Consider the following 22399-nt stretch of genomic DNA (forward strand, 5'->3'; position numbering starts at 1 on the left):
GCCCCGGTCTCGCTCACGTGCCCGCTCCCTCTCGTCCGGCCCCGTGGTCCCCGCCGGTATAGACGCGCGGGACGCGGGATCCGATCCGCGTGACGATCTCGTACGCGATGGTGCCCGCCGCGACCGCCCAGTCCTCGGCGGTGGGCTCGCCCGTGTCGCCGGGCCCGAAGAGCACGGCCTCGTCGCCGGCGGCGGGCTCGTCCCCGCCGAGGTCGACGACGAACTGGTCCATGGCGACGCGGCCCGCGACCGTGCGCCGCTTACCGCCGATCAGTACGGGTCCGGTGCCGGAGGCGTGCCGCGGGATGCCGTCCGCGTAGCCGACCGGGACCAGGGCGAGCGTGGTCGGGCCCGGAGTGACGTAGTGGTGGCCGTAACTGACGCCGAGTCCGCCCGGCGCGTGCTTCACCAGCGCGAGCGACGCCTTCAGCGACATCACGGGTCGCAGACCGAAGTCGGCGGGGGTGCCGAGCTCGGGGCTCGGCGAGATCCCGTACATCGCGATGCCGGGGCGGACGAGGTCGAAGTGGGTCCCGGGGAGGGTGAGCGTGCCCGGCGAGTTCGCGATGTGCCGCACCTCGGGGGTGACGCCCTGCTGTTCGGCGTACCCCGTCATCTCCCGGAAGCGGTCCAGCTGGGCCGCGATGGACGGGTGGCCGGGCTCGTCGGCGCACGCGAAGTGCGACCACAGGCCGGTGACCGTGACGAGGCCCTCGGCCTGCGCGGCGAGCGCCTCGCGGACCAGCTCGGGCCAGTCGGCGGGCAGGCAGCCGTTGCGTCCGAGGCCCGTGTCGGCCTTGAGCTGGATGCGAGCGGTGCGGCCCGACTCCCGTGCCGCGGCGGTCACTTCGCGCAGCGCCCACATGCCGCTGACGGACATGTCGAGGTCGGCCTCGATGCCCGCGCGCCACGGCCCGCCCGGCACCCACAGCCAGCACATGATGCGACCGGTCAGGCCCGCCGCGCGCAGTTCGAGCGCCTCCTCGGGCGTGGCGGTGCCGAGCCACTCGGCGCCCGCCGCCTTCGCCGCGCGGGCCACCGGGATCATGCCGTGCCCGTACGCGTCCGCCTTCACCACGGCCATGAACGCGGCCGAGGGCGCGTGGGCGCGCAGCGACCTGACATTGGCCTGCAGGGCGGCCAGATCGATCTCGGCGCGGGCGCGGAGCGGGGCAGTCACGTTCTCGTTCATCGTGCGCCAGTCTCTCAGAGCTCCTCGCGAGGCCCTCGAGTGCCGGGCCAACGGGGCCGCGAAGTCGGCGTGCCGTACCCATTCACAACTGCGCTACCGACCGGTAGAACCTCGGATGACCGCCCGGCCCGCCCATCTCCGAGGGAGCCCTTCTTGCTGCGTGTGACCCTTGCGGCCGCTCTGGCGGCCGTCCTGCTCCCGGTCTCGGCCGCCCAGGCCGACACCGCGCACCCGTCCTCCCCCGGTACGCCGCCCACCGCGTCCGCCCCCGTACTGACCGACGAGCACGGCCGGACGCTCACGCTGCGCGGCTGGAACGTCGAGGACAAGGGGAACCGCGGGGACGCGGCCCTGTCCGCGATCACCGAGCGGCACTTCCGCGACCTGCGGGCCAAGGGCTTCGACTTCGCCCGGCTGCTGATCTTCTGGGACGACCTGGAGCCGAGCCCGGGCCGGTACAGCCGCGCCTACCTGAACAAGATCGAGCGGGTCCTGGACTGGGCGGACCGCTACGACATCCATGTCGTCCTCGACGCCCACCAGGACGTCTTCGGCCCCGCCTTCGGGCACCGCGGCATCCCGGAGTGGGCGACCCGCACCGACGGGCTGCCCTTCCAGCGGCACCCCGAGGACTGGTTCGCGGAGTACTTCGAGCCGGCCGTGCAGCGGGCCTTCACGCACCTGTACGAGGACGAGGACCTGCGGCAGGCGCAGGCCCGCATGTGGAAGGTCGTCGCCGACCGCTTCGCGCACCACCCGGCCGTCCTCGGCTACGACGTGATCAACGAGCCGATGGGCGAGCTGCGGGAGGGCGAGGACCTGCCGACGGCGGCCCGGCGCATCGAGCGCGAGCAGCTCACCCCGATGTACAACCGGGTCGCGGACGCGATCCGCACCGAGGACCGCGACGCCTGGCTGTTCGTGGAGCCGACCCCGATCGTCGGCGAGGGCGTCCCCACGGGCCTCGGCCGCGTCGACGACCGCAAGGTCGTGTACGCCCCGCACTTCTACAACACGGCCATGGAGGCGGGCGCGGACTACGACCCGTCGGCGGGCTGGGTCGAGACGTACGAGGCGGCGGTCACGGAGTACCCGCGCACGTACAAGGTCCCGGTCGTCGTCGGCGAATGGGGCCCGCTGAACAACTCCCTGCCGAACATGGGGCCCTTCTACCGCGACGCGATGGCCTCCCTGGGCCGCTACAGCTCCGGCTGGGCGGGCTACGTCTGGTGCTACGGGGGCGGGTACTGCGCCGTCGACGAGAAGGGGGCGTTCCGTACGAACAAGGAGGCGACGGCGGAGCCCTACGCGGAGGCGGTCGCCGGGACGGTTCGTTCCTCGGCGTTCGACGCGGCGGCGGGTGTCTATCGTCTCACCTACGACGCGGCGCGGCGCGGCTCGCACGCGACGGTGATCTCGCTTCCGTCGCGGGGGTGGCGGGTCGGCGTCGAGGGCGGCCGGGCGCGGGTCCGTTCGGACGGCCCGGGGCGGGTCGTGGTGACGGCGGTGCCGGGTTCTCGGGTGACAGTCACGGTGACCCGGGGCTGAGGTTCGGGACGCGTGTTCGGGTGCGGGCCGGTGGGGGCTGGTCGCGCCCCGCGGCGGAGCCGCTGATCGATACAGCCCCGCGCCCCTGGGATGGCGCACGAAGTGCGCATCCCAGGGGCGCGGGGAACTGCGCGAGAAGCCCCACCGGGCCGCAGCCGGCCGACGAACGGGCGGAGCTACGGCGCGGGGACGCTCACGTCCGCCCCGGTGAGCCGCGCCCGGATCCCACCCGGGGTCACCGAAAGACGCCGGAGCCCAAGATCCCCCGGCAACCCGGAGGGCAACGCCGCCGAGAACTCCATCGCCTCCGCCACCTTCGGCTCCCGCGCCTCCCGAAGCCCCCGCAGCAGCGACGGATCGATGCCGGCCGGCTCCAGCAGGGCCGGGTGCTCGACCAGCGCGTCCACCGCCGGGCCCTTCAACAGCCGCCCGGGGGCGAGCCGTTCCCCCGTGGTCTCCTCGAACTCGGCCCGGTCCATCCGCCCCGTCGCCGGCGCGGCCAGTTGCAGGCCTCCGCCCTTGCCCGGCGTGTACGTGAGGACGTCCGGGACGACGAGCCGCGTGTTCGCCACGGTGAGCGCGACCCCCTGTCGGCCCTCCCGGCGGACCTGCGCGTCCGCCCGTACGTCGACCTCCGTACCGGCGACCGGGATCCGCCCCCGGGCGAGGACCGAGCCGGGCTCACGGCCCGGGGCCAGGCGGACCTGGGAGGCGCCGACCTCCCGGGTCAGGTCGGCGAAGTCGAGCAGGACGTCGCCGCGGACCTTCCCGAGGTCCACGCCGTCGATCCCGGTGGGCCAGCCCGCGATCCGTATGTCGTCGACGGTGGCCTTCACCTGTGCGATCGAGACCGGCCCGGCGTCGAGGTCGGGGAGGGTGACCTGAACCCGGTCGAGGTCACCGGCCGCGACCTGGGTGAGGAACGGGAAGCCGTCGATCCGCACCTCGGGCGCGGCCTTGAGCTTCAGGGCCTTCCGCGCCTGTTCGGCCGCGAGGTCCTGGGCGTAGAGCACGGCCCAGCGGTCGGCGACGGCCAGGAACGCGAGGACGGCCACCGCCCCCGCGAGGACTTTCAGCACGCGTCGCCCTCTGCGGCGCGGCACCGGCTCCGGCTCCGGCTCCGTCTCCGGCTTCTCCTCGGCCCGCCGGGCGTGCGGGATGCGCTGCGTGTCGTCTGAGGTCGGTATCTCGGAAGTCACCGGCCCATGCGATCACGGGCCGCCCGGACGGGTCGAACCCCCTTTTCTCCCCACCGTTCCCTTCACAATCTATGTACCCTAGACAGAAACCTAGGAGCCCTAGGAACGGGGATCCACGGATGACGCACTGGAGAGCGGGGCGCGGCGATGATGATGGCGCGGGCAGGTCTGACGACGGAGCGGGTGGTGGCGGCCGCCGCCGACCTCGCGGACACCGTCGGCTTCGAGCACATCACCATCGCGGCGCTGGCCCGCGGCTTCGGCGTGAAGGACGCGAGCCTGTACGCCCATGTCCGTGGCCTCTCCGACCTGCACACCCGGGTCGCGATCCGCTCCGGGCTCGACCTCTCCGAGCGGATCGCGGACGCCCTGGCGGGCCGCTCGGGCCGTGCGGCGCTGCTCGCCTTCGCGCACGCGTACCGGGGTTTCGCCCTCGCGCACCCGGGCCGGTACGCGGCGACGCAGTTGGAGCTCGACCCCGAGGTCTTCGACGAACACCCGGCGCTGCGCCGCAATCTGACCTGCACCTACGCGCTGTTGCAGGGCTACGGACTGACCGAGCCGGCCCTGACGGACGCGGGCCGGATGCTGCGCAGCACGTTCCACGGCTTCGTCACGCTCGAACTCGCGGGCGGCTTCCGCCACTCCAGGGACGTCGAGGCCACGTGGGCCAACGGCCTGGAGGCCCTGCACGTCATGCTCTCCAACTGGCCGGAAGGACAGGACCGTTGACCACCCCAGACATGTCGACCACCCCAGGAGCGTCGGCCACCGCGCACCGCCTCCCCGTGCCCGGCGCCACCCTCCACTACGAGACCCGCGGCACCGGCCCCGCCCTCCTCCTGCTCCCCGGCGCGGGCGGTGACGCGGCCGTCCTGGACCCGGTGGCGGACGCCCTCGCGGACACGTTCACCGTGATCACGCACGACCCGCGCGGCTACTCCCGCAGCGCCCGGGACGCCCCGGACTCCGAGCAGCGGGTGGCCGAGCACGCCGAGGACGCGCGGCGCCTGCTCGACGCGGTGTCGCCGGACGCGCCCGCGTACGTGGCCGGGTCGTCGAGCGGCGCGATCGTCACCCTGGACCTGCTGGCCCGGTTCCCCGGGCGGGTCCGCGCCGCGGTGGCGCACGAGCCGCCGTCGTGGAGCGTGCTGCCCGACGCGGCGGAGCACCTGGCCCTGTTCCAGGAGGTGTACGAGACGCTCGAGGCCGAGGGCCTGGCCGCCGCGGGCGAGCGGTTCCTGCGCGGGGTCGGCCCGGTGATGCTTCCCCCGCCGGACTCGGAGGGCGCGCCCGCACCGCGTACGGCCGAGATGATGCGACGCCTGGCCGCGAACGCGCCGTCGGCGATCCGCCACGAGTTCCGTTCCTTCGCCGCGTACGACCCGGATCTCGCCGCGCTGTCCCGGTTCGCCGGGCGCCTGACCCTGGCCGTCGGCGAGCAGACCCTCCCCCATCTGCCGAGCCGCCCCGCGACCGTCCTCGCCGGGGAACTGGGCCTCGCCCCCGCCCCCTTCCCCGGCGCCCACAACGGCTGGTCCACGCACCCCGGCCGCACCGCCGCACTGCTGCGCTCCCACCTCCTGGGAGACACTCGATGACATGCGACGTGCTGACGATGTGGAGACGGTCAGGTCCGCCGAACGCGCGCTGATGGCGCGGCTGCCCGAGGGCGCGCTGATGCAGCGGGCCGCCGCGGGCCTCGCCGCGGCCTGCGCCGAGCTGCTCGGGAAGGTGTACGGCGCCCGCGTCACCGTCCTGGCCGGCTCGGGTGACAACGGCGGCGACGCGCTGTACGCCGGTGCCCGTCTGGCCCGGCGCGGCGCGGGCGTCACCGCGCTGCTGCTCAGCCCGGACCGCGCCCACCCCGGCGGCCTGGCCGCCCTGCGCGCGGCCGGCGCCACCGTGCTCGACGCCGGTCACGACACCGCCCCCTCGGCCCTGGCCCGCGCCGACCTCGTGCTCGACGGCATCGTGGGCATCGGCGGCCGCGGCGGCCTGCGCCCCCGCGCGGCCGAACTCATGACCCACGTACGCGGCCTCGTCGTGGCCGTGGACCTGCCCAGCGGCGTGGACGCGGACACGGGTGAGGTGCACGGGGACGCGGTGCGGGCCGACGCGACGGTCACCTTCGGCACGTACAAGCCGGGCCTGCTCATCGACCCGGCACGCGACCACGCGGGCGCCCTCCGTCTCGTCGACATCGGCCTCGACCTGCCGCCGGACGGCGCCGTCGCGGAGGCCCTGCAGTACGCCGACGTGGCCGCGCTGCTCCCGGAACCGACCGGCGAGAGCGACAAGTACCGGCGCGGCGTCGTCGGCGTCGTCGCCGGCTCGGCCCGCTACCCCGGCGCGGCGGTGCTCGCCGTGGCGGGCGCGCTGCACGGGGGCGCGGGCGCGGTCCGTTACGTCGGCCCGGCCGCCGACGCGGTCCTGGCCCGCTTCCCCGAGACCCTGGTCTCGGCCGGCCCCCCGGCGAAGGCGGGCCGTGTCCAGTCCTGGGTGATCGGCCCCGGCCTCGGCGACGACACCTCCGGCCTGGCGGACGTCCTGGCCTCGGACGTGCCGGTGCTCATCGACGCGGACGGCCTGCGCCTCGCGGACCGCGCCACGGTGCGCTCCCGCACGGCGCCCACCGTCCTCACCCCGCACGCGGGCGAGGCGGCGGCGCTGCTCGGCGTCGACCGTGCCGAGGTGGAGGCCCGGCGCCTCTTCTCCGTACGGAAACTGGCCGCCGCCTACGACGCGACCGTCCTCCTGAAGGGCTCGACGACCCTGATCGCGACGCCCGAGCCCGGCGCGCCGGTCCGGGTGAACCCCACCGGCACGGCGTGGCTGGCCACGGCCGGCAGCGGCGACGTCCTGTCGGGCCTGACCGGCTCCCTCCTCGCGGCGGGGCTCGGCGCCCTCGACGCGGCCTCGGTCGGCGCCCATCTCCACGGGCTGGCGGCCCGCCACGCGGCCCAGGGCGCGCCGGTCTCCGCCCAGGACGTGGCCCACGCCCTCCCGGCGGCCTGGCAGGACGTCCGCCGGTAGGTGATTGCCACATGCGGCCGTCGCGCGACAGCCGCCCGGTGGGGGCTGATCGCGCAGTCCCCGCGCCCCTGATGAGGCTGCGCCTCATCGGGGAAATGCGACCCGAAGGGTCTGCATTTCAGGGGCGCGGGGAACTGCGCGAAAAGCCCCACCGGACCCGCGAACGACGGACGGACCGTTGTAGGCAGACGACTGGTCGGACCCGCCACGCGGCAGCGGCAGCGCCCCCTCAGCCTTCGGCCACCACCACCGCCGACGCCACCCCCGCGTCATGGCTCAGCGACACATGAAAGGACCGCACCCCGAGCTCCGAGGCCCGCGCCGCCACCGTCCCGGTCACCCGCATCCGCGGCTGCCCACTGGGCTCGACCCAGACCTCCGCGTCGGTCCAGTGCAGCCCGGCCGGCGCCCCGAGCGCCTTGGCGATCGCCTCCTTGGCCGCGAACCGCGCGGCCAGCGAGGCCACCCCGCGCCGCTCTCCGCTGGGCAGCAGCAGCTCGTCCGGCAGGAACAAGCGCCCGGCCAGCCCCGGCGTCCGCTCCAGCGACGCCGCGAACCGCTCGATCTCGGCCACGTCGATTCCGACCCCGATGATGCTCATGCCGAGCACCCTACGGCCGGCGGAACCCCAGGCCGCGCCCCGCCAGAGCCTCCGTCAGGATCCGTACGGCCTTGGGGCCGACGCCGTGCAGCGCCGACAGCTCGGCCTCCGTGAGCCCGGCGACCTCCGCGAGCGTCCGCAGCCCCGCTCCGTGCAGCGCCCGCGTCGCCGGGCGCCCGATCCCGGTGGGCAGATCCGAGGGAGGGTCGTCGGATCCGCCCCGGCTGCGCCACGACGCCCGGACCAGTGCGGCGAGCGCCGCGTCGTCGAGTTCCTCCAGCGGCACCCGGAGCCCGATCGTCCGCCCGGCCCGCTCCAGCCGTTCCCCGCCCGGGTGCGCGGCGAGCGCCGCCTCGGTCTCCTCGGGCGACAGGTGCAGCTGCACACGCCGCCCGTCCTTGGTCAGCGACGCGAAGCCCTTGCCCCGTACGGAGTAGGCCGCCATGCCGAAGTGCGTGCCCTCCTCGGTCTCCGGGAGGCCGAGGGCCAGCGCGCGCAGCCGTTCCCCCGGGTCCGTCATTCCACGGTCACCGACTTCGCCAGGTTGCGGGGCTGGTCGACCTCGTTGCCGCGGGCGGTCGCCAGCTCGCAGGCGAACACCTGGAGCGGCACGGTCGCGACCAGCGGCTGGAGCAGGGTCGGCGTCGCCGGGACGCGGACGAGGTGGTCGGCGTACGGGACGACGGCCTCGTCGCCCTCCTCCGCGATCACGATGGTGCGGGCGCCGCGGGCCCGGATCTCCTGGATGTTGGAGACGATCTTGTCGTGGAGGACGGAGCGTCCGCGCGGCGACGGGACGACCACGACCACCGGGAGGCCGGGCTCGATCAGCGCGATCGGCCCGTGCTTGAGCTCACCCGCCGCGAAGCCCTCCGCGTGCATGTACGCGAGCTCCTTGAGCTTGAGCGCGCCCTCCAGCGCGACCGGGTAGCCGACGTGCCGGCCCAGGAACAGCACGGTGTCGTGCGCGGCGAGCGACCGCGCCAGCTCCCGTACGGGCTCCATCGTCTCCAGGACCCGTTCGACCTCCTCGCCGATCCGCGCGAGGTCCCGTACGACGGCGAGGATCTCGTCGGCCCACTTGGTGCCCCGCACCTGGCCCAGGTACAGCGCCACCAGATAGCAGGCGACGAGCTGGGTGAGGAAGGCCTTCGTGGACGCCACGGCGACCTCGGGGCCGGCGTGCGTGTAGAGCACGGCGTCGGACTCGCGCGGGATCGTCGACCCGTTGGTGTTGCAGATGGCCAGCACCGTCGCGCCCTGCTCGCGCGCGTGCCGCAGCGCCATCAGCGTGTCCATCGTCTCGCCGGACTGGGAGATCGCGATGACGAGCGAGCGGGCGTCGAGGATCGGGTCCCGGTAGCGGAACTCGCTGGCCAGCTCGACCTCGCACGGGATCCGGGTCCAGTGCTCGATGGCGTACTTGGCGATGAGCCCGGCGTGGAAGGCGGTCCCGCACGCCACGATGACGACCTTGTCGACCATCCGCAGCACCTGCGGCGGGATCCGCAGCTCGTCCAGGGTGAGCTGCCCCTCGGCGCCGATCCGCCCGAGCAGCGTGTCCGCGACGGCCTTCGGCTGCTCGGCGATCTCCTTGAGCATGAAGTAGTCGTAGCCGCCCTTCTCGGCGGCGGAGGCGTCCCAGTCGACGTGATAGTGCCGCACGTCGGCGGGCCGCCCGTCGAAGTCGGTCACGGTCACCCCGTCGCGGCGCAGCTCGACGACCTGGTCCTGGCCGAGCTCGATCGCGGAGCGGGTGTGCGCGATGAACGCGGAGACGTCCGAGGCGAGGAACGCCTCGCCCTCGCCGACCCCGACGACGAGCGGCGAGTTCCGGCGCGCGCCGACGACCACGTCGGGCTCGTCCGCGTGCGCCGCGACCAGCGTGAACGCGCCTTCGAGGCGCCGGCACACGAGCCGCATCGCCTCCGCGAGGTCCCCGCTCGCCGAGTACTCCTCGGCGAGCAGGTGGGACACGACCTCGGTGTCGGTCTCGGAGGCCAGCACGTGCCCGCGCCCGGCGAGCTCCTCGCGCAGCGCGGCGAAGTTCTCGATGATCCCGTTGTGGACGACGGCGACCCGGCCCGCGTTGTCGAGGTGCGGGTGCGCGTTGGTGTCGGTCGGGCCGCCGTGGGTGGCCCACCGGGTGTGTCCGATCCCGGTGGCACCGGCCGGCAGCGGCCGGTCCACCAGTTCCTTCTCCAGGTTGGCCAGCTTGCCCGCCTTCTTGGCCGCGGCGAGCGACCCGTCGGCGAGCACGGCCACACCGGCGGAGTCGTACCCCCGGTACTCCAGCCTCTTCAGCCCGGCCAGGACCACGTCCAGCGCCGACTGCGACCCTACGTATCCCACGATTCCGCACATAGGGCGCAGCCTAGGGCTGACCCGCTCTCAGGTTCAGTACCCGCCCTCCAGCCGGTCGCGCGCGTCCTCCACGAGGTCGAGGTACTCGTCCTCCTCGCCGGGCGGCTTGCTCCCCCTGCGGTAGAAGTCCAGAGTGTCGTCCAGGTCCTCGCCGATGTCCTCGTCGGGCAGCTCCTGCGCCAGGTCACTGAGCACCTGACCGGCCCATGCCGTTCTGGCCGTCTTCCCCACCTCCCCCGTTGTCCTCCCGCGCCGGGCGCGGGCGGATCTCTTCCTTCGTCCGAATCCGGGCATGCGAAACACACTCATCGGGCTCCCCTCCCTCCCTGTACGGCGTACATGGCCCGTACAGGTGTCGGAAACGTACCCGTCGGTTGCACAACAGGTCCATACCTGTTGAGAACCTGTGACATGTCCGGGAGCGACCGAGCGTGACGGAGCCCACCCTCCGATCACGCCACACAGCCGTAACAATGAACTGTGATCTCTCCGGTCTCCGAGCCTCTGGCTCCACGATCCGCGACTTCCCGGAGCGCCCACCGGCAACGGCCGGAGGCGACTCCCTACGTCGACCTCACCCGCAGTGAATGGAGCGCCCTGCGCGACAAGACGCCGCTGCCTCTGACCGCCGAGGAGCTGGAACGGTTGCGCGGCCTCGGCGACGTGATCGACCTCGACGAGGTCCGCGACATCTACCTGCCGCTCTCCCGGCTGCTGAACCTCTACGTGGGCGCCACCGACGGCCTGCGCGGCGCGCTCAACACGTTCCTCGGCGAGAAGGGCACCCAGTCCGGCACCCCCTTCGTCATAGGGGTCGCCGGCTCGGTCGCCGTCGGCAAGTCCACCGTGGCCCGCCTGCTCCAGGCCCTGCTCTCGCGCTGGCCGGAGCACCCGCGCGTGGAGCGCGTCACCACCGACGGCTTCCTGCTGCCCACCAAGGAGCTGGAGGCCCGCGGCCTGATGGCCAGGAAGGGCTTCCCGGAGTCCTACGACCGCCGTGCCCTGACCCGGTTCGTCGCCGACATCAAGGCGGGCAAGGACGAGGTCACCGCCCCCGTCTACTCCCACCTCATCTACGACATCGTGCCCGGCCAGCAGCTGACGGTGCGCCGCCCCGACATCCTCATCGTCGAGGGCATCAACGTGCTGCAGCCCGCCCTGCCCGGCAAGGACGGCCGCACCCGCGTCGGCCTCGCCGACTACTTCGACTTCAGCGTGTACGTGGACGCGAAGGCCGAGGACATCGAGCGCTGGTACCTCAACCGCTTCCTGAAGCTGCGAGCGACGGCCTTCCAGGACCCGTCCTCGTACTTCCGCAAGTACACGCAGGTGTCGGAGGAGGAGGCGCTCGACTACGCGCGCACGACCTGGCGCACCGTCAACAAGCCCAACCTGCTGGAGAACGTGGCCCCCACCCGCGGCCGCGCCGGTCTCGTCATCCGCAAGGGGTCCGATCACAAGGTGCAGCGCCTGCGGCTCCGCAAACTCTGAACGGCGGCTACCGTACGCGCATGCTGCATCTGCGCCTGATCACGCCCGCCCGGACGACGGACGACGCGGTGCGTCTCATCGAGGGGACCGTCGGCACCACGCACCTCGTGGTGCTCCCGGGAGCGGCCCGCGACCCGTCGGGCGACGTCGTCATGTGCGACGTCGCCCGTGAGGCCTGCGACGAACTCCTCGTCGGGCTCAGCGGCCTGGGCATCGAGACGGACGGCTCGATCGCCGTCGAGAACATCGACCTGTCCCTGTCGGAGCGCGCCGACCGGGCCGAGGACGACGCCCCGGGCGAGGGCGCCGACGCGGTGCTCTGGGCCCATCTGACGGACGCCACGCACGAGGAGTCCACGCTCAGCTGGACCTACCTGGCGTTCCTCACCATCGCCACGATGATCGCGGCGTGCGGCGTCGTCCTCGACAACGCGATCCTGATCGTGGGCGCGATGGCGGTCGGCCCGGAGTTCGGCCCGCTCGCCGGCATCTGCACGGCCCTGGTCCAGCGCGCCCCGCGGCTGGCCCTGCGCTCCCTGACCGCGCTGCTCGTGGGCTTCGCGGTGGCGATGACGGTGACGGTCGGCTTCGCCCACTTCATGGACGCCGTGAACCTCTTCAGCGAGGCCCAGTTGGAGGCGAAGCGCCCCAACACGGGCTTCGTCTACGCCCCCGACTGGTTCTCGTTCGTGGTGGCGGTCCTCGCGGGCGCGGCCGGAGTCCTCTCCCTCACCTCGACGAAGTCGGGCGCGATGGTCGGCGTGGCGATCTCCGTGACGACGGTCCCGGCGGCGGCGAACGCCGCGGTGGCCCTCGGCTACCGCGACGTCGACCAGACCTGGGGCTCCACGGAACAACTCCTCCTGAACCTCCTGGGCATCATCCTGGCCGGCACGACGACCCTGCTCGTCCAGAAGCTCTTCTGGGCCAGGAAACGCAAGACGGCCTGAGGAGGAGCGCCCCGAAGGGGCACGGGGAACTGCGCGACCAGCCACGACGGCGCGTGAGCCGGCCGCGCAGATCAACCAGGCAGACGCCTAGCCGAGCGCCGACTTGACCGCGTCGGCCAACCGCCCGGCCACAGACCGAGCCTGCTCGATGTCGGCGGCCTCGACCATGACCCGAACCAGCGGCTCCGTCCCCGAGGGCCGAAGCAGCACCCGTCCGGTGCTCCCCAGCTCGGCCTCCGCGTCAGAAACCGCCGAAGCCAGCGGCACCGACGTACCGACCCGGGACTTGTCCACGTCCGGCACGTTGATGAGCACCTGCGGCAGCCGCTCCATGACGGAGGCGAGCTCCTGGAGGCTGCGGCCGGTCTGCGCGACCCGCGCGGCGAGCAGCAGCCCGGTCAGCGTCCCGTCACCCGTCGTCGCGTGGTCGAGCGCGATGACGTGCCCGGACTGCTCGCCGCCGAGCGCGAACCCGTGCTCCTTCATGTTCTCCAGCACGTACCGGTCGCCGACGGCGGTCTGCACGAGCGTGATGCCCTCGCGCTCCATCGCCAGCTTCAGCCCGAGGTTGGACATGACGGTCGCGACCAGCGTGTCCTGGCGCAGCACGCCGCGCTCGCGCAGGGCGATCGCGAGGACGGCCATGATCTGGTCGCCGTCGACCTCGGAGCCGGTGTGGTCCACGGCGAGGCAGCGGTCCGCGTCCCCGTCGTGGGCGATGCCGAAGTGGGCGCCGTGCTCGACGACGGCGGCCTTCAGCAGGTCCAGGTGCGTGGAGCCGCACCCGTCGTTGATGTTCAGCCCGTCCGGCTCGGCGCCGATCGTGACGATCTCCGCGCCGGCCCGGGTGAAGGCCTCCGGGGAGACCCGCGCGGCGGCACCGTGCGCCTCGTCGAGGACGATCTTCAGGCCCTCGAGCCGGTTCGGCAGGACGCCGACGAGGTGGGCGACGTACTGGTCGAGGCCCTCGTCGTAGGACTTCACGCGGCCGACGCCGGCGCCGGTGGGCCGGTCCCAGGGCGCGCCGGTGCGGTGCTCCTCGTAGACGGACTCGATGCGGTCCTCGAGCGCGTCGTCCAGCTTGTGGCCGCCGCGGGCGAGGAACTTGATCCCGTTGTCCGGCATCGCGTTGTGGCTCGCGGAGAGCATCACGCCGAGGTCGGCTCCCAGCGCACCGGTGAGGTACGCCACCGCGGGGGTGGGCAGCACACCGACGCGCAGGACGTCGACGCCCGCGCTGGCCAGTCCGGCGACGACCGCGGCCTCCAGGAACTCGCCCGAGGCCCGTGGGTCACGGCCGACGACCGCGACCGGACGGTGTCCCTCGAACGAGCCCGCCTCGCCGAGCACGTGCGCGGCGGCGACCGACAGGCCGAGCGCCAGCTCGGCCGTCAGATCCGCGTTGGCGACACCGCGCACGCCGTCCGTGCCGAAGAGTCGTCCCACTTGGTGTCCTCCACAACTTCGTCGTCCATAAGCCGAACGCCCCGGCGGCACGGAAGGTGCCGCCGGGGCGAACGGGAAAAACAAGCAGGCAGCGAGATTTAGCGCTTGCTGTACTGCGGGGCCTTGCGGGCCTTCTTGAGACCGGCCTTCTTGCGCTCGACCGCACGGTCGTCGCGGCGGAGGTAGCCGGCCTTCTTGAGGGCGCCGCGGTTGTTCTCCACGTCGGCCTCGTTCAGCGCGCGGGCCACGCCGAGGCGCAGGGCGCCGGCCTGACCGGAGACGCCGCCACCCGAGATGCGGGCGATGACGTCGTAGCGGCCGTCGAGCTCGAGCACCTTGAAGGGCTCGTTGACTTCCTGCTGGTGGACCTTGTTCGGGAAGTAGTCCTCGAGCGTGCGCCCGTTGACCTTCCACTTGCCGGTGCCGGGCACGATGCGAACGCGCGCGATGGCGTTCTTGCGGCGGCCCAGGCCGGCGGCCGGCTGCGGGTCACCGAAGCGGGCCGGGTTGGACTCCGAGGTGTACTCGCCCTCGACGGGCGCGTCCGACTCGGTGGTGTAGCTCTCGACGTCGACGATCTCGGTCTCTTCGACCGGCGTCTCGGCAGTGGTCTCGGCCACGATTCTCCTCAGATTCTTTTCTGTCTTTGGGGGTGTGGCCGGAACTACTGCGCGACCTGGGTGATCTCGAACGGCACCGGCTGCTGGGCAGCGTGGGGGTGCTGGTCGCCCGAGTAGACCTTCAGCTTCGAGAGCATCTGACGGCCGAGCGTGTTCTTCGGGAGCATGCCCTTGATGGCCTTCTCGACGGCCTTCTCGGGGTTCTTCTCGAGGAGCTCGTCGTAGCGCACGGAACGCAGACCACCCGGGTAGCCGGAGTGGCGGTACGCCATCTTCTGGGTCTTCTTGTTGCCCGACAGGTGAACCTTGTCGGCGTTGATGATCACAACGAAGTCGCCCATGTCCATGTGCGGGGCATAGGTCGGCTTGTGCTTGCCGCGGAGGAGAGTCGCAGCAGTGGTGGCCAGACGGCCCAGGACGACGTCCTGCGCGTCAATGACGAGCCACTGGCGGGACACATCGCCGGGCTTAGGGCTGTACGTACGCACTTCGCAGCCTTCTTCTTCAGTGGATGGGTGCTGAACATGGCATCACTGAAGCGATCGTGCAGCTGGGGACGACAGTGCCGGGTTCAGCGCCCGTATGCCGCCCACTGGTAACTGCTCCAGGGAACCCGTGTACGGCCTCTCACATGAGAATGAGCACGCCGATACACATAACGACTAGGCAGAGTACCCGCGCCGCCCCGGACGGGTCAAAACGAGGCCGTCCCGGGAACCGGGGACCGTGGGCGGCCCCGCCTTGCCGGAAGCGTCCAGGGCAGCCGGGGCGCGGCGCGCGGCACGGAGCCCGGCGACCAGGACCAGCCCGCACAGGGTCGCGCAGTCCAGGAACGCCCTGCGCGTCTCCATGTCCAGCCACGGCCGGGCGAGCCCCGGCACCTGCGGCAGCAGCACCGCCCAGAACCAGGGGCCGCCCGCCACGGCGCCCGCCGCCGTCGCCCCGGCGACCAGGAGCGGCACGGCGACCAGCAGGTAGTGGTCGTACGAGGGCCGGGAGACCAGGAACGCGGACAGCATCAGCAGCGTCGCGGTCTCGGAGAGCCGGGCCGGCGTCCGGTCGCCCCTCCCCCACCGCCGCGCCGCGCACCACACCCCGGCGGCGGCCGCCGCCAGCGCGATCCCGCTCGCCAGGGGCACCGGCAGCCCGAGCCGGGCGAGCACGGCCCCGGGCGAGGCCTCGTAGAGCCGCACGAAGCCGTCGTCGCCGCGCAGCAGGAAGGGCAGGGTGCGGGTGACGAAGCCCGCCGGGTCCGGCATGGCCAGGGCGGCGGCCAGCGAGGCGGCGACGGGGACCAGGACCATCGCCGCGAGCCCCTTCCAGCGCCGCGCCAGGACGAAGAGGAGAGCGACCGGGGCGAGCAGCGGCTTCAGGGCCAGGGCGGCGCCGAGCACGAGCCCGGCCGCGACCCAGCGCTCCCGGGCGGCGAGCAGCAGGGCGCAGGGCAGCGCGACGGCGGCGGTCACGGTCCAGTTGCCGAGGGTGACGAGATGAGCGAAGGGCGCGAAGCCGAGCGCGAGCGCCGCGAGGCCGCCCACGGCGAAGCGGCTCCGCCACGGCACCCCGTGCAGCCGCAGCGCCGCCACCCACCCGGCGACGAGCCCGGCGGTCACCAGCGCCGGGACGCTCGCGCGCAGCACGCCGGCCGGCAGCAGCGCCTGCGGCACGGCGGCGAGCACGGCGCTCGGGAAGTACAGGAAGTGCGGGTCCGCGTACGGCGACCCGCCGTCGAGCCACACCCGTGCGGCCTGGACGACGATCCCGTTGTCCATCCCCCCGGTGACACCGCGCAGGGAGGCGTGCAGGGGAACGGCGACGAGCACCACCCCGAGCACGGCCCACCCGAGCCGGGACGCGGGCAGCAACAGCCAGTACAAAACGGGTGATTTACCCTGATCCATGCGGCTAACGGTAAGTCAGGCCGGGCCTTGGCGCGGGGAACTCCCCCGCGGCCGCTCCCCGTAAGATGCGCCGCATGAGTTTCGGGCAAGGGGGAGCCCCGTGGGGCCCCGAAGACAACGGATCCACCCCGGACTGGGCAGCCCTCGCCGAGGCATCCGAGGCCCGCGCACGCAAACGCCGCTGGATGATGATCGGCGGCGCCGTCGCGGCGACCCTCGCGGTCGGCTCCCTCGTCGCCTGGGGCATCGTCTCGGCGAACAAGGACAACGAGGCGGGGAACAAGCCGGCCGAGCAGCTGCCGAGCACCGCCGACATCCCCAGCGAGGGCAAGACGCCGGGCCCGTCCTTCGAGGCGACGACCCCGCCGCCCCCGCTCGACCCCAACGACTTCATCAACAGCGCTGACAAGGACCGGGCGCCGCTGAACGAGGACACCCTCTACCCGGGCAAGACCCTGACGATGGGCGGCAACGTCTACAAGAAGGGCGCCTCGACCCACACCAAGAACTGTGCCTCGGCCGCGCAGGGCGCCCTGACCGGCGTACTGAAGAACAACGACTGCACGCAGATGATCCGCGCCACCTACACCAAGGGCGACACCGCGGTGACCGTCGGCGTGGCCGTCTTCGACACGAAGGCCGAGGCCGCCAAGGCCGCCGGCCAGTACAAGCTGCGGGGTGCCGTCGTCTCGCTGCCCGGCTCGGGCGTGCCCGCCTTCTGCCGCACCACGGTCTGCCGCCAGACGTCCAACTCGGTCGGCCGGTACGTGTACTTCACCAACGGCGGCCTGACCAACGGCAAGGACGCCACCAAGAAGGACACGACGCTGTTCACGCTCGGCGACGACCTGCGCGCGTTCACTTTCCAGCAGATCCAGCGGCGCGGCCAGACACAGGCCTCCGCGGCGGCCACGGCGGGCTGAGCCCGCGCCGGCGGCACACCCCGGGGGCGAGGTCAGCCCTTCTTCGGCAAGGTGTTCACGTAAGGCGTTCCCTGCGCGGCGAGACCTGCCGCGGCCTCGGCCGCCTCGTCGGCCGGGACGGCCGCACCGGACTTGAGGTACACCCAGTCGACCTTCACCTCCCAGGACCGCTTGCCCTGGAAGGGGAGGTCGACGAACCAGTTGCTGAAGTTGACGGTCATCGACTCGCGCGGGAAGTAGGCCTTCCCGCTGGTGTACAGCTTCTTTCCGTCCACGGCGTAGGTCACCTTGTCGTCGGCCGCGGTCATCGTCAGGATGTGCCAGCCCTCGAGCTTCCGGGTGTGCGGCTCGGTGACCCGGTCGAGGTCTTCGCTGCTGCGCCAGCTGGTGGTGTCGAGGATCGGGCCGTAGCGACCCCAGCCGCCGTTCGGCATGTACTCGAAGTCGAGCTCGCTGTACTTCTTCGACTTGTGGTCCGGCGAGATGGCGAAGAGTGCTGGGGACACATGGTCTCCGTCCTTGCCGCGCACCGGCGTGTTGCCGAAGTACACACGCGCGGCGAGGGTGCCCTCGCGGAACACGGGTCGCACGGTGTGGAACTCGGACTGCACGGTGCCCTTCTTGGTGCCGTCCGTGGCGGCCTCCAGACGCACGACCTGCCCGCTGGCACCGCTCTCGCCGGAGGGGAAGGTGACCGCCTTCTTCGACCAGGAGTCCTTGATGCCCGGTCCGCCCTCGCCGTCGCGTGCCTCCCAGTTGTGGGCGGCGAGCGCCTTGTCGTCCGGCCCCGTGTAGGCGAAGTCGTCGAACAGGACACCCTCCGGTATCCGGGCCGTGCCCGCCCCGGAGCCGGCACTCACCTCGGTGCCTTCGGTGTCACCGTCCGGCCCCTCGCCCCACACCTGGACCCCGTCCAGGTAGGCGGTGACCCGCGCGGACTCCTGGTACGCCGTCATCGTCGCGTCGAAGGAGTAGTCGTCCGACTGGTCGACCTTCTTGTGGTCGACGCGGTAGAGCTGGAGCCCGATCGCCCGGGTCGTCCCGCCCGGCTTCAGCGTACCGGCCGCGCCGGTGAAGCCCACCTCCAGGTAGGCGTCACGCGCCGACCCGGCGTTCCCCGCGGGCACCGTGCGCAGACTGACATGGGAACAGTCGAGGGCCGTCTGGGTGCAGTTGGCCGCGTACTCGGCGTCGCCGTCCGCGGTGTAGTAGTACCGGAGCCTGACATCCGCGAGGTCCACCGTCCTGCCGGACGTGTTGATGACTTCCAGCCAGGGCTGGGCGGCACCCCCGTCCGCCGGACCGTGCGTGCGGTACCGCACGGTGAGGACCGCGGAATCCTGCTCCTGCGTCCACCACCGGTAGCCGGCGATCCCGGCTCCGCCGAGCAGACCCAGCACGGCCGCTCCGGCGAGGACGCTCCGCGCGCCACCGGACCGCTTGCGGCGCCTGGTCGCGCCCGCCACCCGGCGGTCGTGCCGAAGCCGCCTGAGCGAGAGCGCCCAGCCCGTGAGAGAGACGACGATGGCTATGGCGGTGTAGCCGATGACCACGCCGCTGACCTGGGTCACCCTGGTAACGGTGTACGCGATGCCGGCCAGCACCGCGCAGGCGCCGAGGCCCCTGAGGACGTTCATTTAGCTGTTTGCTCCTGAGCCTGTCCGCGGCTACTTCCAGGCGGACACACGGGTGACGTACGACTTCAAGATCGACGAGACCATCCAGTACGCCCGCACGACGGTGTAGACGAGCTCAGGAAGGATGAGAGCTTCGACCAGCATGGCCTTCCAGCCCAGGCTCCTCACCCGCATCGCGGGGTAGAGGACCCAGAACGCGAGAAGAAGCAGCAGCAGCGGATGCGTGCTCACGGTGTACTGCGCCGCGGCGAGCAGCTGGCGCGCACCCCAGATGAAGATGTAGGCGAAGCCGAACAGGCCCAGGATCATCGTCGTGATCGAGTGCCAGGTGAACTTGGTCCAGCCGCGCTGGCGCAGCGCGTCCACGGTGCCCCGGCTCCACCGCTCACGCTGCTGGGTCAGCTCGCGCAGGGTGGGCATGAGGTCGGTGTACGCAATGCACAGCTCGTTGGCCGTGACCTTCCAGCCGGACTCCTTCAGCGCCAGGGTGGTCTCGTAGTCCTCGACGAGGTTGCGGTGATCCTCCCAGAACACCTCGCCCCGCCAGTCGATCAGGCCTTGCAGCGCCTCGGCCCGGTAGAAGGAGCCCGCGCCCGACATGGTGTGGACGTCCGTGCGGTAGCGCGCCCGGGCCGCCCGGCCGTACTCGATGATCTGCATGCCGAGCAGATAGCGCTGCCATGGGTTGCGCCACAGGTCGGTGCGCCCGAAGCAGGCCGCGCTGACGCCACCGACCTCGGGGTCCGACGCGATCACGTTGCGCGCCCGCTCGATGAACTTCGGGTGCAGTTCGGTGTCGGCGTCCATGACCAGGATGTGGCCGACCCGGCCGTCGAGCCGCCCTCCGACCGCGTTCCTGAGCCAGGCCAGGCCGTGGTTGAGAGCGCCGGCCTTCTTGTGCGGGTTGTCGGGGAAGTTGAGGACGACCGTCGGCGGGGTGCGCTCGTCATGAGCGAACTGGAGGGCGTACTCCTCGGTCCGGTCGGTCGAATTGTTGACCACCACGATGATCAGGTCGGGGCGCCGGGACTGCCGCGCCAGCGACTCGAGCGAGGTGAAGACCCCGACTTCCTCGTTCCGCGCGGGGACGAGGACGACCGTCCCGTAGACCATGTCGGCCTGCGCGGTCACGACGAGCCGTCGACCGCCCCTGCCTCGCCTGTGGCGGCTGCGCCGCGCATCCACACTCTCGTGCCCCGCAACGGTCCCGGACACAACCATCCCCCTGCCCCGTTTTCCCCAGAAACGCGACGCCTTCACATCGTGCCGAGAAGTGAAGATACCGTAATTGTTTTCGGTGATTGAAGGTTCGACCGATCACCCCACAAGGCACGATCAACCCTTTATCGGGCGTCGCTCGCCCTCCTGGGCAGCCCGACTCGCGTCACAATCAACGTAATTCGCGCATGCGGGACAAGGGTTGTGTGATCACGGCGTGAAGAAGGTCACTTCACGGGTGAAGACGGGAAACTTGGGGCGAATTCGGACCAGGTCGTTCCGGTGCTCAGCAGCAGCCGGAGCCCGGCAGTGTCCGCTTGTTGCGCGCCTCCTTGTTGCGCGCGGCGAGCAACTCGTCGGCCGGGTAACCGACTTCCTCGAGCGTCAGGCCGTGCGGCCGCACCACGTGCACGGCCGAGTCGCGGACCCCGGCGGCCAGCACCTTGCCCGGCCAGTCGCTCGGCCGGTGCCCGTCGCCGACGAACAGCAGGGCACCGATCAGCGAGCGCACCATGTTGTGGCAGAAGGCGTCGGCCCGCACGGTCGCCGTGACGATCCCGTCGTCCCCGCGCACGAGACTCAGCTCCTGCAGCGTCCGGATCGTCGTGGCACCCTCACGCTTCTTGCAGTACGCCGCGAAGTCGTGCTCCCCCAGCAGCCGCTCGGCGGCCGCGTTCATCGCGTCGACGTCCAACGGCCAGTCGTGCCACAGGACATGACCCCGCAACAGCGGGTCGACGCCGCCCGGCAGATCGGTCACGCGGTACGCGTAGCGCCGCCAGACCGCCGAGAAGCGCGCGTTGAACCCGCTCGGCGCCTCGGCCACCGACCACACCCGCACATCCTTGGGCAGCCGCCCCGCGAGCCGCTTGAGCAGCTTCTCCCGGTGCTCGGCCCACACCTCGTCGGGCAGGTCCACATGGGCCACCTGGCCGCGCGCGTGCACCCCGGCGTCGGTCCGCCCGGCCACCGTCAGCTCGTACGTCCGCTGCGAGCGCGTGACGGTGCGCAGCGCGTCCTCGATCTCCCCCTGCACGGTGCGCCGCCCGCCGGCCTGCTTGGCCCATCCGGAGAAGTCCGTCCCGTCGTACGAGAGATCCAGCCGTACGCGTACGGTCCCGGGAGCTGCCTCATCGGTCACCGGTTCATACCTCCTGTCGAACTTCCGCCCCGACCGCAACTGACCGGCGCGGCCGGGCGTCCCCCTGCACAGACCAAGATCGACCACCTGCTCCAGGGGGAACCATGAACAAGTGGACCACGCGTGCCGCGGCGGCTCTCGCCACCGCGGTCCTCGCCGCCGGACTGACCGCCTGCACCGGCTCGGACTCGAGCTCCGACTCCGACGACCGGGCCGGCGCGCACCCGACCCGCGCCACCGTCTCCGAAGCCGAGACCCGCTGTGTGCAGCAGGCGGTGAACTGGTTCCAGGAACCGCGGGTCACCGTCGACGGCGACTACGACGCCAAGACCCGCGCCGCCGTCGGCCGCTACCAGCACAAACACGGTCTGGCCGGCGACGGCGAGATGGGCGCCCCGACCGGCCGCGCCCTGTTCGACGACGTCAACAAGGTCGTCGACACCCTGCTCGAAGGCCCGAAGGACGGCTCCGCGAAGTACCGCGACTGGCTCGGCCGCTGCGACAAGGTCGTCCGCCGCTGACGCACGGGCCCCGGCGGCACGCAAAGCGGGCCCGCCCCGGAGATACCGGGGACGGGCCCGCTTCACATCAAGAACGCGATCAGGCGTCCTTGGACTCCTCGGCGGCCTCGGCCGGCTTGGCGTCCTCGACGACCTCGGCGGCCGGAGCGGCAGCCTCAGCGTCCTTGGCGGCACGCTTGGTGGCGGCCTCGGCCTCACCGGTGGCCTGCTGCGCGACCGTCAGGGCCTCGACCAGCTCGATGACAGCCATGGGCGCGTTGTCGCCACGGCGGTTACCGATCTTGGTGATGCGGGTGTAACCACCCGGACGGTTCTCGTAGCGCGGGGCGATCTCGGTGAAGAGCGTGTGGACGACGCTCTTGTCCGTGATGACCTGGAGCACCTGACGGCGGTTGTGAAGGTCGCCCTTCTTCGCCTTGGTGACCAGACGCTCCGCGTACGGGCGCAGACGACGGGCCTTGGCCTCGGTCGTCGTGATCTTGCCGTGCTCGAAGAGGCTCTTCGCGAGGTTCGCGAGGAGGAGCTTCTCGTGCGCGGCGCTGCCGCCCAGACGGGCACCCTTGGCGGGCTTCGGCATGATTTCTCCTAGGTGTCTGCCCCGGCCGTATCAG

The 22399-nt window shown here is 72.1% G+C and carries 22 protein-coding genes; 8 read left to right on the forward strand and 14 right to left on the reverse strand.

Annotation, left to right across the window (positions count from 1 at the left end):
• Positions 1-13: 13 nt before the first annotated feature.
• Positions 14-1192 carry an alanine racemase gene (gene alr / locus IAG42_RS14045; RefSeq protein ID WP_188337354.1) on the reverse strand — a complete coding sequence of 393 codons (1179 nt, stop codon included), beginning with the start codon at positions 1190-1192 and terminating at the stop codon, positions 14-16.
• Between the two features lie 156 nt (positions 1193-1348).
• Here alr and IAG42_RS14050 point away from each other — a divergent pair, with 156 nt between their 5' ends.
• On the forward strand, positions 1349-2740 hold the full coding sequence (locus IAG42_RS14050; protein ID WP_394811286.1) for a cellulase family glycosylhydrolase: 1392 nt from the start codon (positions 1349-1351) through the stop codon (positions 2738-2740).
• Between the two features lie 176 nt (positions 2741-2916).
• On the opposite strand, the gene IAG42_RS14055 is transcribed toward IAG42_RS14050, so the two are convergent.
• Complete coding sequence (locus tag IAG42_RS14055; protein WP_188337356.1) at positions 2917-3939, reverse strand: LmeA family phospholipid-binding protein; 1023 nt, start codon at positions 3937-3939, stop codon at positions 2917-2919.
• 153 nt (positions 3940-4092) lie between these two features.
• On the opposite strand from IAG42_RS14055, the gene IAG42_RS14060 reads away from it, so the two are divergent.
• From IAG42_RS14060 to IAG42_RS14070, 3 genes are read left to right on the forward strand one after another with little or no spacing between them, the layout of a single operon-like run.
• Positions 4093-4671 carry a TetR-like C-terminal domain-containing protein gene (locus IAG42_RS14060; RefSeq protein WP_188341380.1) on the forward strand — a complete coding sequence of 193 codons (579 nt, stop codon included), beginning with the start codon at positions 4093-4095 and terminating at the stop codon, positions 4669-4671.
• On the forward strand, positions 4668-5540 hold the full coding sequence (locus IAG42_RS14065) for an alpha/beta hydrolase (RefSeq protein WP_223205998.1): 873 nt from the start codon (positions 4668-4670) through the stop codon (positions 5538-5540). The genes IAG42_RS14060 and IAG42_RS14065 overlap by 4 nt, the downstream gene beginning before the upstream one ends.
• A gap of 1 nt (position 5541) precedes the next feature.
• Positions 5542-6975 carry an NAD(P)H-hydrate dehydratase gene (locus tag IAG42_RS14070; RefSeq protein ID WP_188337357.1) on the forward strand — a complete coding sequence of 478 codons (1434 nt, stop codon included), beginning with the start codon at positions 5542-5544 and terminating at the stop codon, positions 6973-6975.
• A 229-nt stretch (positions 6976-7204) separates the two neighbouring features.
• On the opposite strand, the gene IAG42_RS14075 is transcribed toward IAG42_RS14070, so the two are convergent.
• The 4 genes from IAG42_RS14075 to IAG42_RS14090 are packed head-to-tail and all read right to left on the reverse strand — an operon-like array spanning position 7205 to position 10135.
• A complete protein-coding gene (locus IAG42_RS14075) occupies positions 7205-7576 on the reverse strand; it encodes a holo-ACP synthase (protein ID WP_188337358.1) in 372 nt (123 codons plus the stop codon).
• A gap of 10 nt (positions 7577-7586) precedes the next feature.
• Positions 7587-8096: an MmcQ/YjbR family DNA-binding protein gene (locus tag IAG42_RS14080; RefSeq protein ID WP_188337359.1), complete on the reverse strand. Its 510-nt coding sequence runs from the start codon at positions 8094-8096 to the stop codon at positions 7587-7589.
• The gene (gene glmS, locus IAG42_RS14085; RefSeq protein WP_188337360.1) at positions 8093-9940 is read right to left on the reverse strand and encodes a glutamine--fructose-6-phosphate transaminase (isomerizing); all 1848 of its coding nucleotides are present in this window, start codon (positions 9938-9940) and stop codon (positions 8093-8095) included. Before glmS ends, IAG42_RS14080 begins: the two co-directional genes overlap by 4 nt.
• A 33-nt stretch (positions 9941-9973) precedes the next feature.
• Complete coding sequence (locus tag IAG42_RS14090; protein ID WP_188337361.1) at positions 9974-10135, reverse strand: hypothetical protein; 162 nt, start codon at positions 10133-10135, stop codon at positions 9974-9976.
• A 309-nt stretch (positions 10136-10444) separates the two neighbouring features.
• Here IAG42_RS14090 and coaA point away from each other — a divergent pair, with 309 nt between their 5' ends.
• Together coaA and IAG42_RS14100 are read left to right on the forward strand one after the other, a co-directional pair.
• Positions 10445-11431, forward strand: a complete 987-nt coding sequence (gene coaA / locus IAG42_RS14095; RefSeq protein WP_188341382.1) for a type I pantothenate kinase — start codon at positions 10445-10447, stop codon at positions 11429-11431.
• Between the two features lie 20 nt (positions 11432-11451).
• Positions 11452-12381, forward strand: coding sequence for a DUF389 domain-containing protein (locus IAG42_RS14100; protein ID WP_188337362.1), 930 nt, complete (start codon positions 11452-11454; stop codon positions 12379-12381).
• Between the two features lie 87 nt (positions 12382-12468).
• Here IAG42_RS14100 and glmM read toward each other — a convergent pair whose 3' ends face one another.
• From glmM to IAG42_RS14120, 4 genes are all read right to left on the reverse strand, one after another.
• Positions 12469-13827: a phosphoglucosamine mutase gene (gene glmM, locus IAG42_RS14105; protein ID WP_188337363.1), complete on the reverse strand. Its 1359-nt coding sequence runs from the start codon at positions 13825-13827 to the stop codon at positions 12469-12471.
• Between the two features lie 98 nt (positions 13828-13925).
• Positions 13926-14447, reverse strand: coding sequence for a 30S ribosomal protein S9 (rpsI, locus tag IAG42_RS14110; RefSeq protein ID WP_188337364.1), 522 nt, complete (start codon positions 14445-14447; stop codon positions 13926-13928).
• Between the two features lie 44 nt (positions 14448-14491).
• Positions 14492-14935, reverse strand: coding sequence for a 50S ribosomal protein L13 (rplM, locus tag IAG42_RS14115; RefSeq protein ID WP_188337365.1), 444 nt, complete (start codon positions 14933-14935; stop codon positions 14492-14494).
• Positions 14936-15109: 174 nt separating this feature from the next.
• Positions 15110-16348, reverse strand: coding sequence for a glycosyltransferase family 87 protein (locus IAG42_RS14120; RefSeq protein WP_188337366.1), 1239 nt, complete (start codon positions 16346-16348; stop codon positions 15110-15112).
• Between the two features lie 74 nt (positions 16349-16422).
• Between IAG42_RS14120 and IAG42_RS14125 the strand changes: the two genes are divergently transcribed.
• Entirely contained in the window at positions 16423-17271 is an 849-nt protein-coding gene (locus IAG42_RS14125) for a hypothetical protein (RefSeq protein WP_223206000.1), read from the forward strand.
• A 32-nt stretch (positions 17272-17303) separates the two neighbouring features.
• Here IAG42_RS14125 and IAG42_RS14130 read toward each other — a convergent pair whose 3' ends face one another.
• From IAG42_RS14130 to truA, 3 genes are all read right to left on the reverse strand, one after another.
• A complete protein-coding gene (locus IAG42_RS14130) occupies positions 17304-18908 on the reverse strand; it encodes a cellulose binding domain-containing protein (protein ID WP_188337368.1) in 1605 nt (534 codons plus the stop codon).
• Positions 18909-18938: 30 nt separating this feature from the next.
• Complete coding sequence (locus IAG42_RS14135) at positions 18939-20039, reverse strand: glycosyltransferase family 2 protein (protein ID WP_188337369.1); 1101 nt, start codon at positions 20037-20039, stop codon at positions 18939-18941.
• Between the two features lie 373 nt (positions 20040-20412).
• The gene (gene truA, locus IAG42_RS14140) at positions 20413-21267 is read right to left on the reverse strand and encodes a tRNA pseudouridine(38-40) synthase TruA (RefSeq protein ID WP_188337370.1); all 855 of its coding nucleotides are present in this window, start codon (positions 21265-21267) and stop codon (positions 20413-20415) included.
• 104 nt (positions 21268-21371) lie between these two features.
• Here truA and IAG42_RS14145 point away from each other — a divergent pair, with 104 nt between their 5' ends.
• Entirely contained in the window at positions 21372-21788 is a 417-nt protein-coding gene (locus IAG42_RS14145) for a peptidoglycan-binding domain-containing protein (RefSeq protein ID WP_188337371.1), read from the forward strand.
• A 79-nt stretch (positions 21789-21867) separates the two neighbouring features.
• Here the strand turns inward: IAG42_RS14145 and rplQ are convergent, their stop codons facing one another.
• The gene (rplQ, locus tag IAG42_RS14150; RefSeq protein WP_188337372.1) at positions 21868-22365 is read right to left on the reverse strand and encodes a 50S ribosomal protein L17; all 498 of its coding nucleotides are present in this window, start codon (positions 22363-22365) and stop codon (positions 21868-21870) included.
• Positions 22366-22399: the final 34 nt, after the last annotated feature.

It is taken from the genome of Streptomyces xanthii (genome assembly GCF_014621695.1).
Lineage (GTDB): Bacteria > Actinomycetota > Actinomycetes > Streptomycetales > Streptomycetaceae > Streptomyces > Streptomyces xanthii.